Here is a 15740-nt window from a genome sequence, read left to right on the forward strand (position 1 = left end):
TTTGTATGGTTGTCTATATTAATAGACATTTGAGGGCTTGGCAATGGACCCAGCAAAACAAATCGAGGCGAGTGAAGAAACGGCCGGACGCCGCCGCGCGGCCAGCCTCCTCGCGCGAGCAAAGACGGTCGAACTGAATACCGCCTGGGAGGAGCTTCCGACAAAACCGGATGTGAAGCCCGTGCGCGGGCCGGAGACCGGGCTCGTCATGGTGCGCGGGCGCATTGGCGGCGGCGGAGCTCCCTTCAACCTCGGCGAGGCAACGGTGACCCGCGCAACGGTGCTGCTTGCATCCGGCACGGCGGGTCACGCGCAAGCGCTCGGCACGGATAAGGAAAATGTGCGGCTTGCCGCCGTGTTCGACGCGCTCTGGCAGGAAGCGGAGACGCGCGCTTTTGTGGAGGCCGCTTTGCTTGCCCCCATAGAGACACGCATTGCCGCGGAGGACCGGCAAAAGGCGGAGGAGACCGCAGCAACCCGGGTCGATTTCTTCACAATGGTACGGGGGGAGGATTGATGAGCATCAAGCCGCAAGCGTTTTCCGGCGGGTTCGGTGAACCGGTATTCGAATCCCAGAGCATGTTCCGTCTGCTGATGGACGGCATGGCGCGTCCGGGAACGATCCGCACCGTGAGTTCCGATGTCGGCCAGCCTGAACCTTTGGGAGGAGCGGCAGGCGCAATCGCGCTGACCCTCTGCGACCACGAGACGCCGGTCTGGCTGAGCGCGGGCCTCGCAAAATCCTCCGTCGGCGAATGGATAGTGTTCCACACTGGCGCGCCGGTTACCCGCGAGAAAGCGGAGGCCCGGTTCGCGTTCGTCGAGGCTGGCGCAACGCTCGCCTCCTTCGGCCTGTTTGCCGCCGGCACTCAGGAATATCCGGACCGTTCCACGACGCTGATGATCGAGGTCGCTGCTCTCGATGAGGGCCAGCAGCTTACACTGACCGGCCCCGGCATCCAGGATGCCACGACCACCAGGGTCAGGGGCCTTCCCGACGTTTTCCCGAGACTGTGGGCCGAGAACCGGGCGCTCTTCCCGCGCGGCATCGACGTCATCCTGACGGCCGGCAGGACCCTGTTGTGCCTGCCGCGAACGACCAAGATCGCAGTCCAGTGAACGGGTGTCTGACTTTTCAGCCCCCGAGGCAGAGTGACCAACCCTTTCCGGCATCTAGCGGGGATGCCGGACGATGGGCAGGAGAGTGAAACCATGTATGTTGCCGTCAAGGGTGGCGAGGCCGCCATCAATAACGCTCACGAGTTGCTGGCCGACCGGCGCCGGGGCGACCGCTCCCTTCCTTCCGTCACCATCGGTCAGATCATTGAGCAACTCGGGCTTGCCGTCGACCGGGTGATGGCGGAAGCTTCGCTCTATGATCGGGCGCTCGCAGCCCTTGCCGTCCGGCAGTCACGCGGTGACCTGATCGAGGCGATCTTCCTCCTGCGTGCCTATCGCACGACACTGCCTCGTTTCGGCGCTTCTGTTCCTCTCGATACCGCAACCATGAAAGTCGAGCGACGCATCTCGGCGACCTACAAGGATCTGCCGGGCGGCCAGCTTCTCGGGCCTACCTTTGATTACACGCACCGCCTGCTCGACCCCTCGCTGCTCACCGACGAGCCGGTCGATGAGCCGAAGCGGAAGGATGCTTCGGATGAACGCATCATGCGGGTTTCCGACATCCTTGCGCATGAAGGCCTGATCGAGCCGGACGGTGAGTTTCCCGCGGATCATCTGGCCGGTGACCTGACGCGCGAACCGATGGAATTTCCGATGAGCCGGGACCTGCGCCTGCAGGCGCTTGCCCGCGGCGACGAGGGTTTTCTGCTCGCCCTCGGCTATTCCACCCAGCGCGGCTACGGCCGGAACCACCCCTTCGTCGGTGAAATCCGCATCGGCGAAGTGGAGGTGGAAATGGAGGTCGCGGAACTCGGCTTTGCCGTCTCGCTCGGGCGCATCCGCGTCACCGAATGCCAGATGGTCAACCAGTTCAAGGGCTCCTCCAAGGCGCCGCCGCAATTCACCCGCGGTTACGGGCTCGTCTTCGGACAGAGCGAACGCAAGGCGATGTCGATGTCGCTGGTCGACCGCGCGCTGCGCGCCGAGGAGCTTGGCGAAGACATCACCGCGCCGGCCCAGGACGAGGAATTCGTCATCTCCCATTCGGACAACGTACAGGCCACCGGCTTTGTCGAACATCTGAAGCTTCCGCACTACGTCGACTTCCAGGCGGAACTCGCTCTGGTGCGCAAGATGCGCGCCGATATCGAAGCCGCCCGCAACAGCGGCAAGGACCTGCAGGAGGCTGCCGAGTGACCGACCTCGCCACCTATAACTTCGCTTATCTCGACGAGCAGACGAAGCGGATGATCCGCCGCGCCATCCTGAAGGCGATCGCCATCCCCGGCTACCAGGTGCCCTTCGCCTCCCGCGAAATGCCGATGCCCTATGGCTGGGGTACCGGCGGCGTGCAGGTGACCGCCTCGATCATCGGCCCCGAAGACGTCTTGAAGGTGATAGACCAGGGCGCCGACGACACGACCAATGCCGTCTCGATCCGTGCCTTCTTCCAGAAGGTCGCGAACGTCGCCGTCACCACCCATACCAAGGATGCGACGATCATCCAGACGCGCCACCGCATTCCCGAGCAGAAGCTCGCCGAAGGCCAGATCCTCGTCTACCAGGTACCGATCCCGGAGCCGTTGCGCTTCCTCGAACCGCGCGAGACCGAGACGCGCAAGATGCATGCGCTGGAGGAATACGGGCTCATGCATGTGAAGCTCTACGAGGACATCGCGCATAACGGCCGCATCTCGAAGACCTATGCCTATCCGGTGAAGGTCGCCGGGCGTTACGTCATGGACCCGTCGCCAACGCCGAAATTCGACAACCCGAAAATGCACCTGTCGGAAGCGTTGCAGCTTTTCGGTGCCGGCCGCGAGAAGCGCATCTACGCTGTGCCGCCCTATACGGAGGTGGTGAGCCTCGATTTCGAAGACTATCCGTTCGAGATCCAGAAGTTCGAACAGCCCTGTGCGCTCTGCGGCGCCGAGGGCGTCTATCTCGACGAGGTGGTGCTCGACGACAAGGGCGGCCGCATGTTCGTCTGCTCCGACACCGACCATTGCGAAGAACGCCGCGAACACGGCCATGCCGGCGCGATGCTGGCGCCAAGCAAGGAAGCTGCGGAATGACCGATACCCCTCTTCTCAAAGTCAGCGGCGTTTCGAAATTTTATGGCAGCCGCATCGGCTGCAAGGGTGTTTCCTTCGATCTCTGGCCGGGCGAAGTGCTCGCCATCGTCGGAGAATCCGGCTCGGGCAAAACGACGCTGCTGAATTGCCTCTCGACCCGGCTGATCCCGACGACCGGCAGCGTCGAATACCGCATGCGCGACGGCAATTTCCGCGACCTCTACCATATGGGAGAGGCGGAGCGCCGCTTCCTGATGCGCACCGACTGGGGCTTCGTGCACCAGAACCCGGTCGACGGGCTGCGCATGACGGTTTCCGCCGGCGCCAATGTCGGCGAGCGGCTGATGGCGATCGGCGACCGGCATTACGGCAAGATCCGCGAGACGGCGAGCGACTGGCTTGCCCGCGTCGAAATTTCGACCGACCGCATCGACGACCAGCCGCGCGCTTTTTCAGGCGGCATGCGCCAGCGCCTGCAGATCGCCCGCAATCTCGTCACCCATCCCCGCCTCGTTTTCATGGACGAGCCGACCGGAGGGCTTGATGTTTCCGTGCAGGCCCGCCTGCTCGATTTGGTGCGCGGCCTCGTCAACGACCTTGGCCTGTCGGCGATCGTCGTCACCCATGACCTTGCGGTCGCGCGCCTGCTGTCGCACCGGATGATGGTGATGAAGGACGGCCATGTGATCGAGCATGGGCTGACCGACCGGGTGCTCGACGACCCGCGCGAGCCCTATACGCAGTTGCTCGTTTCTTCCATTCTTCAGGTCTGAGGAGAAGACCAATGGCAACTCCCCTCGTCGTTTCGGAAGTCTTCAAGAGCTTCACCATGCACCTGCGCGACGGCATCAAGCTGCCGGTCGTCAACGACGTGAGCTTTTCCGTCGCAAGCGGAGAATGCGTGGTGCTCGGCGGCCCGTCGGGCATCGGCAAGAGCTCGATCCTGAAGATGCTCTACGGCAATTATGCCGTCGATTCCGGCCAGATCCTCGTGGATCACAAGGACCGGCTCATCGATATCGCCCGTGCTGATCCGCGCACCGTTCTCGATGTCCGTCGGCATACGATGGGCTATGTCAGCCAGTTCCTGCGCACCGTGCCGCGCGTGGCGGCGGTCGATGTCGTCGCCGAACCGCTCGTCGCACGCGGCGTTGAAGCGACCGAAGCCCGGAAGAAAGCCGCGGAATTGCTCGCCAAGCTCAACCTGCCGCAGGAACTCTGGTCGCTGCCGCCTGCCACTTTTTCCGGTGGCGAACAGCAGCGCGTCAACATCGCGCGCGGTTTTATCACCAGCCACCGCATCCTGCTCCTCGACGAGCCGACCGCCTCGCTCGATGCCGTCAACCGGCAGGTCGTGGTCGAGATGATAGCCGGGAAGAAGCGGGAAGGCGTGGCCCTTCTCGGCATCTTCCACGACGAGGAAGTGCGCGAGGCAGTCGCGGACCGCATTCTCGACGTCACGCAGTTCTCCCCCCGAAAGGCAGTTGCAGCATGAGCAAGAAGCTTGGTCTTGAGCCGGCTATCCATCCAAGCGCCAAGGTGTCCAACTCAACCCTCGGACGCTATACGGAAGTCTCCGAGCGCTGCCGCATCGACGAGGCCGAGATCGGCGACTATTCCTACATCATGCAGGACGGGTCGATCTGGTGCGCGACGATCGGCAAGTTCGTCAACATGGCCGCTTCCGTGCGCATCAACGCCACCAATCACCCCACCTGGCGGGCGACGCTTCATCACTTTACCTACCGCGCTGCAAATTACTGGGACGACGCGGAAAACGAACAGAGCTTCTTTGAATGGCGGCGCGACCACCGCGTGGTGATCGGGCATGACGTTTGGATCGGCCATGGCGCGACGGTGTTGCCCGGTGTCACCATAGGGAACGGTGCAGTGATCGGCGCCGGTGCGGTCGTCTCGAAGGATGTCGCGCCCTACACGATCGTCGGCGGCGTGCCGGCTAAACTCATTCGCGAGCGCTTTACAAAAGCGGTCGGCGAGGCAATGGACAGGCTCGCCTGGTGGGATTGGGACCACCTGAAATTGAGAGCCGCTCTTGAGGATTTCCGGGCTCTTTCGGCGGAAGAATTCCTGTCCCGCCATGCGGCGTAACACAACCGTTACAAACATCAGGGGATTGTAACAATACCGACATAAAACCGACATTCAGGCTTCACGAACGCCCGCTAATCGAAGCCCTATGATAGGGATGGACGGGCGAGAGAGCATGAAGTTCGAGCTGAGGAATGTCACCCGCCGTTTTGGCGATCGCATCGCGGTCAATGCCGTGAACGTGGAGATTCCCCAGGGCCAGATGGTCGGCGTCATCGGTCGCTCCGGCGCCGGCAAATCCACCCTCCTGCGCATGATCAACCGCCTGCAGGAACCGAGCTCCGGTTCCATCCATTTCGGTGGGGTCGAGGTGTCCGCGCTCAAGGGTGCGGCGCTGCGCAACTGGCAGCGCGACTGCGCGATGATCTTCCAGCAGTTCAACCTGGTGCCGCGCCTCGATGTGCTCACCAACGTGCTGCTCGGGCGGCTGAACCACCGCTCGACGGTGACGAGCCTTCTCAACATCTTCAGCCGGGAAGAGCGCTTGATGGCGATCGCCGCCCTTGAGCGCCTCGGCATCGAGCAGACGGCGCTGCAAAGGGCCGGAACGCTGTCGGGCGGGCAACAGCAGCGGGTCGCGATCGCGCGTGCGTTGATGCAGGCGCCCAAGATGGTGCTTGCCGACGAGCCGATCGCCTCGCTCGATCCGCTCAACGCCAAGATCGTCATGGACGCGCTGCGCGACATCAACGAGCGCGAAGGCATCACCGTCATCACCAACCTGCATACGCTCGATACTGCCCGCAAGTATTGCGAACGGATCATCGGCATGGCTGCGGGCCGCGTCGTCTTCGACGGGCCGCCGCATGAGCTCGATGCCGCCGCGGTGCGCGAGATCTACGGCTCTGACAAGGACGGCGCCGGTATTGATGAAACCATGACATCCACCAGCATCGGCACTTCCGGCACGGCAAGCCCGGCTGGTGTGCCTCTATCTGCAGGCATCGAGGCGCTGGCGACCGCCAGGGCCTGAGCCGCACCAGGATCGCCTGCCCGCGTCAAGGGTATCGTTCACAACAGCCAATCCGGGGGAACCCGGGAAACAGGAGATGAATCCATGTTGAAGAAAGCTCTTCTTGCAGCCGTAGCATTGGCTGCGCTTGCCGGCTCCGCTGCCGCCGAAGATCTCAAGGAATTCCGTATCGGTATCCTTGGAGGTGAAAACGAGGCGGACCGCCTGCGCAATTTCCAGTGCATGGTCGACAAGCTGCCGGCGGCGATCGGCGTCGAAAAGGTTTCGCTCTTTCCTGCCGCCGACTATGACGGCGTCGTTCAGGGCCTGCTCGGCGGCACGCTCGACTATGCCGAGCTTGGCGCCTCCGCCTATGCCAAGGTCTATCTCGCCAACCCCAAGGCCGTCGAGCCGATCCTGACCACGGTCCAGACCGACGGATCGATGGGCTATTACTCCATCATGGTCGCCCGCAAGGATTCGGGCATGACCAAGCTCTCCGACATGAAGGGCAAGAAGCTCGGCTTTGCCGATCCCGACTCCACGTCCGGTTTCCTCATCCCGACCGTTACCCTTCCGGAAGCCATCGGCGCACCGGTCAAGGAATACTTCAGCGAAACCGGCTTTGGCGGCGGTCACGAGAACCTCGTTCTCGAAGTCGTCAAGGGCACGTTTGCTGCCGGCACCACCTGGGGCTCGGGCGTCGGCGAATTCAAGGACGGCTATTCGTCCGGCAACCTGCGCAAGATGGTCGACAAGGGCATCCTCAACATGGACGACCTCGTCGAGCTCTGGAAATCGCCGCTCATCCCGAATGGCCCGGTCGTCGTCCGCACGTCCATGAACGCCGACATGAAGGCCAAGTTCAAGCAGTTCATGATGGATCTGCCGAAGGCCGATCCGGCCTGCTTCTCCGCCGTTCAGGGCGGTGACTTTACCGGCTTCGCCGAAGTGAATGCCGACTTCTACAAGCCGATCATCGACGCCCGCAAGGCAACGATCGGCGGTTGATAAACCCCGATGAAGCGGCCGTCGAACGGATATCCGCTCGACGGCCTTCTCTTGCCTGCCGGGATCAGGGAAAACATATGCCGACTTCCGTATTGCAGCCGCGATTGAGCGACAACGGGCTGATGGTCGAGCGCCACTGGCAGCAGCTTGCGGGCCAGCGCCGCCTCTACACGGTGCTGACCGCAGTCATCCTGCTGATCACGGTTTCAGGCTCGCTGTGGTTCGCCAACGAGACCAATGCCGGCAAGTTCTTCGACCGGCTCCCGCATTTCTTCGACTTCGTCGGCGAGCTCATACCGCGGGACGGGATGGAAATCTGGCGGGCGATGTTCGACCTGCCTTCGCCCTATTACGACGGCAGCATGAAATACGACTATGTCGAGGGCCGCCAGTACATAACCGGCAGCTTCTACATACCTGAATATTTCTACAAGATGGCGGAAACACTCAACATCGCGCTTCTGGCCACACTGATCGGGCTGGTTTTCGGATTTCTCCTGTCATTTCTTGCCGCCCGCAACATGACCACCAATGTCTGGATACGCGGTACGGCACGCCGGTTCATGGAAATCCTGCGCGCCTTTCCGGAAGTGGTGCTCGCCGGCTTCTTCCTCGCGATTCTGTCTCTCGGGCCACTGCCGGCGGTGATCGCGGTCGCGATCCATACCATCGGCGCGCTTGGCAAGCTCTTCTTCGAAGTGATCGAAAACGCCGACATGAAGCCGGAAGAAGGTCTGAAGGCCGTGGGCGCGAACTGGGTGGAGCGGGCCTGGTTCGGCATGGTGCCGCAGGTCATGCCGAATTTCATGAGCTACTTCCTGCTGCGCCTGGAGATCAACGTCCGGGCCTCGACCATCATCGGCGCCGTCGGCGGTGGCGGCATCGGCGAACAACTCCGCCTGTCGATCGGACGCGGTCACGAGGCGAAGACGCTCGCGATCATCATCCTCCTGCTTCTGACGATCATCGCCGTCGACCAGTTTTCCGCCTGGCTCCGCCGCAGACTGGTCGGCGAGCAGGCCTTCCATATGATCTGACCGGGGTTCCGCCATGACTGTTCTCAATACCGCCGAGATGGAAATGCTGGCGAAGCGCCACCCCGAGATATTCAGGCGCACGCTGTGGCAACGGTTTCACGTTCCGATCATCGTGTTCTCGTTTGCCCTCTATCTGATTTTCTCCTGGTGGTTCTTCGCGGTCGGCAAGGTCATCAACGATGCCAACTGGGGGATTGCCGGCAGCTATCTGGCCGACTGGATTTCCTACGAAATCCGCCCGGATATCGAGATCGACGCGGACGGCGCCATGCGGATCAGCTATCCCCGTTTCGACCCGATCGGCCCCAATCCGAACCCTGACTGGCTCGAGGCCACGCGCGAAACGGCAACCCGCACGATCGAGGCTCCGGCGGCACCCTCCACCCAGTCCGCGGCCCCCTCATCCAGCTTCAGCTTCATGGCGCAGGCACCGAAGCCGGGAGAAGCCGCACCGCAAGCAGCGACCGCCAGCCAGACACGCACGGAAGAGATCGTAACGCATGCGTTCGTCACGCTGGGGACATCGCGCACCATCGACGTGAAACCGGACGAGGTCGTGCTCACACGCGGTGCGGAAACCGTCAGGCTCATCCTCGACCGGACGTCCGGCGAAGTGCGCGCGGACGGCGTCCTGCCCGAATGGGCCGAGCAACGGTCTCCAGGCGCTCGCGTGGTCGCCTATTTCGGCTTCTCCGGCTGGGCGGAAATATCCGCGGAGCGGGTGCGCGTGCGCAAGCGGTTCCTCGGCTGGGAGAACTTCTTCTTCGACACCAATTCCGCCTTCTTCGGGAAATCCGCCGGCGAGGTGGCAGGTCTCGTCATCTCCGGCGAACGGCTCGATCCGTCGCGCAGCAACCTGTCGCTCGCCTGGAATGACATCCTCTACAATCCGTCCTGGCAACATCTGGACGTGTGGACCAAGCTTTTGCAGACGGTCGTCATGGCCTTCATCGGCACGCTGTTCGCCACGATGCTCGCCTTTCCGCTGTCATTCATCGCCGCCCGCAACATCCTGCGCAACCGGCCAGTGAACCAGATCACCAAGCGCTTCTTCGACTTCCTGCGCTCGGTGGACATGCTGATCTGGGCGCTGTTCTTCACCCGCGCCTTCGGTCCCGGGCCGCTTGCCGGCATCTCGGCGATCTTTTTCACCGATACCGGCACGTTCGGCAAACTCTATTCGGAAGCGCTGGAGAATATCGACGACAAGCAACGCGAGGGCGTGCGCTCCGTTGGCGCGCCGCCGTCCGCCGTGCAGCGCTTCGGCGTCGTGCCGCAGGTCATGCCGGTCTTCATGTCGCAGGCGCTCTATTTCTGGGAGTCCAATATCCGGTCCGCCACCGTCATCGGCGCGGTCGGAGCCGGCGGCATCGGCCTCAAGCTGTGGGAGGCGATGCGCACCAATTCCGACTGGGAGAACGTCGCCTATATGGTGGTGTTGATCCTGATCGTCGTCTTCCTGTTCGACAATATTTCGAATGCCCTGCGCTCCCGGCTCATCGGCAAAACGAACCATTGAACAGCCGGCATCATCATTCTGTCATGGAAATCTTTTAGCCGGAGGTCCTGTTTTGACGTGAGGCGGCGGGGTAGTCTTTAGCCGGCCTCTTTGTGATTCCGGAATCCTGTCTTGCGCTACGCTCTTTACTTTTCGCCCGCCGAAACCCATCCGCTGACGAAAGCCGCGACGCATTGGCTCGGCCGCGACGCCTTTACTGGCGAGACGTTCCCGACGCCGGAGGCGGACGGTTTGGCCAGGGACACTATCCATGAGCTGACCGCCGACCCGCACCGCTATGGCTTCCATGCGACGCTCAAGGCGCCGTTCGAGCTGCATTCCGACCGGACCGAGGCGGACCTGATCGCTGCTGTCGAGCGTTTCGCCGCAGACACTCCGGCATTCGACATTCCGAACGTCATCGTCGATCAACTCGGGCGTTTCTTCGCGCTCGTTCCCGACACGGTCTATCCCGATCTCCAGCATTTCGCCGCCCGCGTCGTCGAGGAATTCGAACCTTTCCGCGCCCCACTTTCGGATGCGGATATCGCGCGGCGCAAACCGGAGACCCTCAGCGCCACGCACCGCGCCAACCTCGACCGCTGGGGTTATCCCTACGTCATGGACGAATTCCGCTTCCACATGACGCTGACCGGTCAGGTGCCGCCCGAATATGCACCAGCCATGCGCAAAGAGCTGGACCGCCGATTTTCCGAGTTTGCAAACGCGCCGCTCACGATCGACGGGCTTGCGCTCTTCATCGAGACCGAGCGGGGCGCGCCCTTCACCGTCCATCGCTGGCATCCGCTCGCGCCCGTTTCCGAGAATAGAAAGATCGCATCATGACCGCCGAACTCGTGCTCACCAATGCCTGTATCGTCCTCGAAGACGGCATGATCCACGGCTCCGTCCAGATCCGTGACGGCAGGATCGCCGACATCTCGGAAGGCAATGTCCGGACCGGCGAGGATTTCGAGGGCGACTACCTGATCCCCGGTCTTGTTGAGCTGCATACCGACCATCTGGAACAGCACTATTCGCCGCGTCCGGGCGTGCGCTGGAACACGATCGCCGCGATCCAGGCGCATGACGCGCAGGTCGCCACCTCCGGCATCACCACCGTTTTCGACTGCCTGCGTATGGGCGCGGATGAAGACGGCGGCTTTGTCAGGGGCGAGATGCGCGAGATGGCCGATGCCATCCAGGCTGCCGGTCGGCAAGGCCGGCTGCGTTCGGAACACTTTATCCACCTGCGCTGCGAGGTCTCGGCCGACAACTGCATGGAGCATTTTGTCGATTTCGAGAACGATCCGCATGTCCGGCTTGTTTCGCTGATGGACCATGCGCCGGGCCAGCGGCAGTTCCAGACGATGGACCAGTATACCCTCTATTACCAAACGAAGCGGGGCCTCAGCGACGAGGCCTTTGCCGCCTTCGTGGCCAAGCGCCAGGGGGAGTCGGCCCGCAATTCGGGGCCGCACCGTAGCGCCATCTCCAAAGTCTGCGCCGAGCGCGGCATCACGGTCGCAAGCCATGACGATGCAACGCTCACCCATGTGGACGAGGCGATCGAAAACGGCGTCAGGCTCGCTGAATTCCCGACCAGCTTCGATGCGGCCAAGGCATCGCACGAGGCCGGCATGAGCGTGCTGATGGGCGCGCCGAACATCGTGCGCGGCAAATCCCATTCCGGCAATATCGCCGCCCGCGATCTCGCCGAACGGGGCGTGCTCGACGTGCTTTCTTCCGATTACGTACCGCTCAGTCTGCTGCACGCACCCTTCGTGTTGGCTGACGAAGTGGAAGGCATCTCCCTGCCGAAGGCGCTCGCCATGGTGACCGCGACGCCTGCCCGCACCGTTGGCCTCGATGATCGCGGCCGGATCGCGACCGGGCTGCGCGCCGATGTCGTGCGCGTCTACCGCATGGAGGGCGTTCCGGTCGCCCGAGCGGTCTGGCGGGAAGGACGGCGGGTAGCGTGATGGACGCGAGGCCGACAGGGGCCGAGCCGATCTCAACTGGCTGCATGGTCGCCGTCGTCGGTCCGAGCGGCGCCGGCAAGGACACGTTGATGGCCTATGCCGCCCGGTTCTTCGAGGGGCGCGACGACGTCGTCTTCGTGCGGCGGGTGATCACCCGTGATGCCGCCGCCGGCGGCGAGGACCATGACAGCGTGTCGGAAGCCGAATTCGAAGCGCTGGAAAAGGCCGGCCGTTTTGCCGTGTCCTGGGGTGCGCATGGCTTACGCTACGGCATCCCCGTCGAGACGAAAGAGGCAGTCGACCGGGGATGGCTCGTCGTTGCCAATGGTTCCCGCTCCGCCCTTGGCCGTTTCAAGGCGGCATATTCACGGCTCATCGTGATCAACGTGACAGCTAGCCTCGATGTGCTTGCCGCCCGTCTGGAGGGACGTGGCCGGGAGACGCGGGAAGAAATCCTGCGCCGGCTGGAGCGTAGCTCGCTTTCGGTCGAAGGCGATTATGAGGTCATGACGGTCGATAACAGCGCTTCGATCGAAATGGCGGGCGGGGCCATGGTCGAGGCACTCCTCTCCCTCTACCCGGATTCTCCGCGCGAGCACTGAGCCCAATCGTCTCAGTGAGCCTCGTCCCAGTTGCCCGCCGCACGCGCATCCACCTTCAGCGGCACTTTCATGGCAATCGCCGGCATGGCCGCCTGCTCCATGGTCGAAATGATCACCGGCAGTGTCCGTTCAATCTCCTCGTCCTCGACTTCGAAGATCAATTCGTCATGCACCTGCAGGAGCATGCGCGCCGACAGGCCCGCTTTCGCGAGCGCGGGCTCCATCTTCACCATGGCGCGGCGGATGATATCCGCTGCCGAACCCTGGATCGGCGCGTTGATCGATGCCCGTTCGTTGAATGCCCGCACGGAGGGATTGGAGGACTTGATCTCCGGATAATGCGCCCGGCGGCCGAAGATCGTCTCCACATAGCCGTTCTCTCGTGCAAAACTCTTGGTGCTCTCCATATAGTCGCGGATGCCCGGGAAGCGCTCGAAATATCTCTTGATGTAGTCGCCCGCTTCCGAACGTTCGATGCCGAGCTGGTTGGCAAGCCCGAAGGCGGAAATGCCATAGATGATGCCGAAATTGATCGCCTTGGCGCGGCGGCGAACCTCGCTCGGCATGCCTTCCACCGGCACGCCGAACATTTCGGACGCGGTCATGGCATGGATGTCGATACCGTCCGAAAAGGCCTGCCGCAGTTGCGGAATATCGGCGACATGGGCGAGCACGCGCAGCTCGATCTGGCTGTAGTCGGCCGAGACGAGCTTGTGGCCGGGCGTCGAGATGAAGGCCGTGCGGATTTTTCGTCCTTCCGCCGTGCGCACCGGGATGTTCTGCAGGTTCGGCTCGGAGGACGAAAGGCGCCCGGTCGTGGTGGAAGCCAGCGAATAACAGGTATGGACCCGCTTCGTCTCGGGATGGACATAGCCCGGCAGCGCATCCGTATAGGTGGACTTCAGCTTGGTGAGCTGCCGCCAGTCGACGATTTTACGCGGCAGTTCATGGCCTGTAGCCGCAAGGTCTTCCAACACGCTCGCCGATGTCGACCATTGGCCGGTCTTGGTCTTGGCTCCGCCCGGCAGGCCCATCTTGCCGAACAGGATATCACCGAGCTGCTTCGGCGAGCCGATGGTGAACTTCTCGCCCGCGAGCTGATAGATTTCGTCTTCGAAAGCAGCCGCCTTCTGGGCAAGCTCGCCGGAAAGGCGCGAGAGGATCTGCCGGTCGATCGTGATGCCGCGTTCTTCCATGCGCGCCAGGACTTCGACCAGCGGCCGTTCCAGCCGCTCGTAGACGGTGGTCAGCCCCATGGCAGCCAGTTGCGGCTTCAAGACCATCCAGAGGCGGAGCGTCACATCGGCATCTTCCGCCGCATAGGCTGTCGCCTTGTCGATGTCGACATAGTCAAAAGTCACGCCCGACTTGCCGCTGCCGGCGACATCCTTGAAGGCAATCGGCTTGTGGTTCAGCCAGCGTTCCGAAAGCGCGTCCATGCCGTGGTTGGCCTTGCCGGCCTCCAGGACATAGGACATCAGCATCGTGTCGTCGTAGCTTTCGACGGTGATGCCGTGGCGCTTCATCACCAGATAGTCGAACTTCAGGTTCTGGGCCACTTTGAGGACCGACGGATCTTCAAGCAGCGGTTTCAGGCGGGCAAGCGCCTCGGATGTTGGAATCTGGTTCTCTGCAAGTCCTCCGCCGAGCAGGTCGCCCACTCCCGTCTTGTGGATCAGCGGCACATAGGCTGCACGAACGGCAAGGCCGGTCGGATTATCGGTATTGTCGGCGATTGCCAACGAGAAGCCGACGAGTTCCGCCTGCATCGGATCAAGAGAAGTGGTTTCCGTATCGAAGCCGACGAGGCCTGTCTCCTGCGCCGCCCGGATCCAGTCGTCAAGCACCTCGACATCCTGGATCGTCACATAGCAACTCGGGTCGAGCTTGGCCTTGGCAAAAGCCTCGATGCGGGCCTGCGCCAGTTCAGCGGGCGTTGCGGCCCCGACACCCTTTGCGATGGCCGCCTTGGGGAGACTCGCCGGCGCTTCGGCCGCGGCCTCGCCGGTATCGATCGGCGCTTTCGCCGGAACCCCGGCATCGAGATCCGGGCCGCGAGCCCCCGCGCCCCATTCGATCTTCAGGGCGGCCGGCTCGATCTCTTCGGCGTTGCAATCGCAGGCCGCCGCCACGCGCCGGGTCAGCGTGGTGAACTCCATGGCCTTCAGGAAGGCGATCAGCTTCGGGCCGTTCTGCGGCTCCAGCACCAGCGCATCGAGGGCCAAGTCGAGCGGCACGTCGGTCCTGAGCGACACGAGCTGGCGCGACAAGCGCGCCTGGTCGGCATTGGCAACGATGTTTTCCCGCCGCTTCACCTGCTTGATCTCGTCGGCACGGGCAAGCAGCGTATCGAGATCACCGAATTCCTCGAGAAGCTGTGCGGCCGTCTTCGGACCGATGCCCGGAATACCCGGCACATTGTCCACCGAATCGCCGACCAGGGCCTGGAGGTCGATCATCTTTTCCGGCGGCACACCCCATTTCTCGATGACGTCCGGAATGCCGATCTGCTTGTCCTTCATGCTGTCGTACATGTGGACCATCGGCGTCACGAGCTGCATCAGGTCCTTGTCGGAGGAGACGACCGTCACGTCGGCTCCGATCGCCTCGGCCTGACGCGCGTAGGTGGCGATGATGTCGTCCGCCTCGAAACCTTCCGTCTCGATGCAAGGCAGGTTGAAGGCGCGGGTCGCCTCGCGGATCAGCCCAAATTGCGGGATGAGCTCTTCGGGCGGAGCCTGCCGGTTGGCTTTGTAGGCGTCATATATGTCCTTGCGGAAGGTCTTCGCGGAATAATCGAAGATGACCGCGAAGTGCGTCGGCGTCACACCGACGGATGTGTCGCGCGCATCGGTCAGCAGCTTCCACAGCATGTTGCAGAAGCCGGAGACTGCGCCGACCGGCAAGCCATCGGATTTACGGGTGAGCGGCGGCAATGCGTGGAACGCACGGAAGATGAAGCCGGAACCGTCGATAAGGAAAAGATGATCGCCTTTTTTCATGGGCCAAAGGAATAGCGTGAGGCATTTCATCCGTCCATGAAAACTTCGCCTGTCGCCCTGCTTCCGATCCTCACCCGAACGTTACTGATTTGTAATAGACGGTTCCCTTGAAAAGCCGCATTCAGCCTCACATCTGATGTGTACCGGCGATTGATCACGCCGCAGTCTGGCAGCCGGCCTGTCCCCCGCCGCACCAGACCGGGCAAAGACCTATCCCCCTCTCCGGGTCTTTGCCCCTCCATCAGAACCGCCATGGCTGTCCCCTCCCGGCCATGGCGGTTTTTCATTTTCCTGAGAACGAAAAACTTATCGTCCTGCATGTCTTCGCACAGGCTTGGCGAAAGCATGGC

At 62.5% G+C, this 15740-nt stretch carries 15 protein-coding genes; 14 read left to right on the forward strand and 1 reads right to left on the reverse strand.

Translation table 11 applies throughout. From position 1 onward, the window contains the following. Positions 1–43: 43 nt before the first annotated feature. The 14 genes from phnG to phnN all read left to right on the forward strand — a co-directional run bounded on the left by phnG (position 44) and on the right by phnN (position 12388). On the forward strand, positions 44–517 hold the full coding sequence (gene phnG / locus J2046_RS06315) for a phosphonate C-P lyase system protein PhnG (RefSeq protein ID WP_210050347.1): 474 nt from the start codon (positions 44–46) through the stop codon (positions 515–517). Beyond that, a complete protein-coding gene (gene phnH / locus J2046_RS06320; RefSeq protein WP_210050349.1) occupies positions 517–1119 on the forward strand; it encodes a phosphonate C-P lyase system protein PhnH in 603 nt (200 codons plus the stop codon). Before phnG ends, phnH begins: the two co-directional genes overlap by 1 nt. Positions 1120–1212: 93 nt before the next feature. Continuing rightward, positions 1213–2319, forward strand: coding sequence for a carbon-phosphorus lyase complex subunit (locus J2046_RS06325; protein WP_210050350.1), 1107 nt, complete (start codon positions 1213–1215; stop codon positions 2317–2319). Further along, the gene (locus tag J2046_RS06330) at positions 2316–3197 is read left to right on the forward strand and encodes an alpha-D-ribose 1-methylphosphonate 5-phosphate C-P-lyase PhnJ (protein ID WP_210050352.1); all 882 of its coding nucleotides are present in this window, start codon (positions 2316–2318) and stop codon (positions 3195–3197) included. The genes J2046_RS06325 and J2046_RS06330 overlap by 4 nt, the downstream gene beginning before the upstream one ends. Continuing rightward, positions 3194–3970 carry a phosphonate C-P lyase system protein PhnK gene (gene phnK / locus J2046_RS06335; RefSeq protein ID WP_210050353.1) on the forward strand — a complete coding sequence of 259 codons (777 nt, stop codon included), beginning with the start codon at positions 3194–3196 and terminating at the stop codon, positions 3968–3970. Before J2046_RS06330 ends, phnK begins: the two co-directional genes overlap by 4 nt. 11 nt (positions 3971–3981) lie before the next feature. Then, a complete protein-coding gene (phnL, locus tag J2046_RS06340; RefSeq protein ID WP_210050354.1) occupies positions 3982–4692 on the forward strand; it encodes a phosphonate C-P lyase system protein PhnL in 711 nt (236 codons plus the stop codon). Beyond that, complete coding sequence (locus tag J2046_RS06345; RefSeq protein WP_210050355.1) at positions 4689–5306, forward strand: DapH/DapD/GlmU-related protein; 618 nt, start codon at positions 4689–4691, stop codon at positions 5304–5306. The genes phnL and J2046_RS06345 overlap by 4 nt, the downstream gene beginning before the upstream one ends. 115 nt (positions 5307–5421) lie before the next feature. Next, complete coding sequence (phnC, locus tag J2046_RS06350; RefSeq protein ID WP_210050356.1) at positions 5422–6279, forward strand: phosphonate ABC transporter ATP-binding protein; 858 nt, start codon at positions 5422–5424, stop codon at positions 6277–6279. A gap of 84 nt (positions 6280–6363) precedes the next feature. Next, positions 6364–7269, forward strand: coding sequence for a phosphonate ABC transporter substrate-binding protein (phnD, locus tag J2046_RS06355; protein WP_210050357.1), 906 nt, complete (start codon positions 6364–6366; stop codon positions 7267–7269). A 77-nt stretch (positions 7270–7346) separates the two neighbouring features. Further along, complete coding sequence (gene phnE, locus J2046_RS06360) at positions 7347–8306, forward strand: phosphonate ABC transporter, permease protein PhnE (RefSeq protein ID WP_210050358.1); 960 nt, start codon at positions 7347–7349, stop codon at positions 8304–8306. Between the two features lie 13 nt (positions 8307–8319). Next, complete coding sequence (phnE, locus tag J2046_RS06365) at positions 8320–9825, forward strand: phosphonate ABC transporter, permease protein PhnE (RefSeq protein ID WP_210050359.1); 1506 nt, start codon at positions 8320–8322, stop codon at positions 9823–9825. 111 nt (positions 9826–9936) lie between these two features. Beyond that, a complete protein-coding gene (locus J2046_RS06370) occupies positions 9937–10650 on the forward strand; it encodes a DUF1045 domain-containing protein (RefSeq protein ID WP_210050361.1) in 714 nt (237 codons plus the stop codon). Beyond that, positions 10647–11786: an alpha-D-ribose 1-methylphosphonate 5-triphosphate diphosphatase gene (locus tag J2046_RS06375; RefSeq protein ID WP_210050362.1), complete on the forward strand. Its 1140-nt coding sequence runs from the start codon at positions 10647–10649 to the stop codon at positions 11784–11786. Before J2046_RS06370 ends, J2046_RS06375 begins: the two co-directional genes overlap by 4 nt. Further along, positions 11786–12388: a phosphonate metabolism protein/1,5-bisphosphokinase (PRPP-forming) PhnN gene (gene phnN, locus J2046_RS06380; protein ID WP_210050363.1), complete on the forward strand. Its 603-nt coding sequence runs from the start codon at positions 11786–11788 to the stop codon at positions 12386–12388. Before J2046_RS06375 ends, phnN begins: the two co-directional genes overlap by 1 nt. Positions 12389–12399: 11 nt before the next feature. Here the strand turns inward: phnN and polA are convergent, their stop codons facing one another. Next, positions 12400–15390 (reverse strand): DNA polymerase I, encoded by a 2991-nt coding sequence (gene polA, locus J2046_RS06385; RefSeq protein WP_210050364.1) that lies wholly within the window; start codon positions 15388–15390, stop codon positions 12400–12402. Positions 15391–15740: the final 350 nt, after the last annotated feature.

It is taken from the genome of Neorhizobium petrolearium (assembly GCF_017873175.1).
Taxonomy (GTDB): Bacteria; Pseudomonadota; Alphaproteobacteria; order Rhizobiales; family Rhizobiaceae; genus Neorhizobium; species Neorhizobium petrolearium.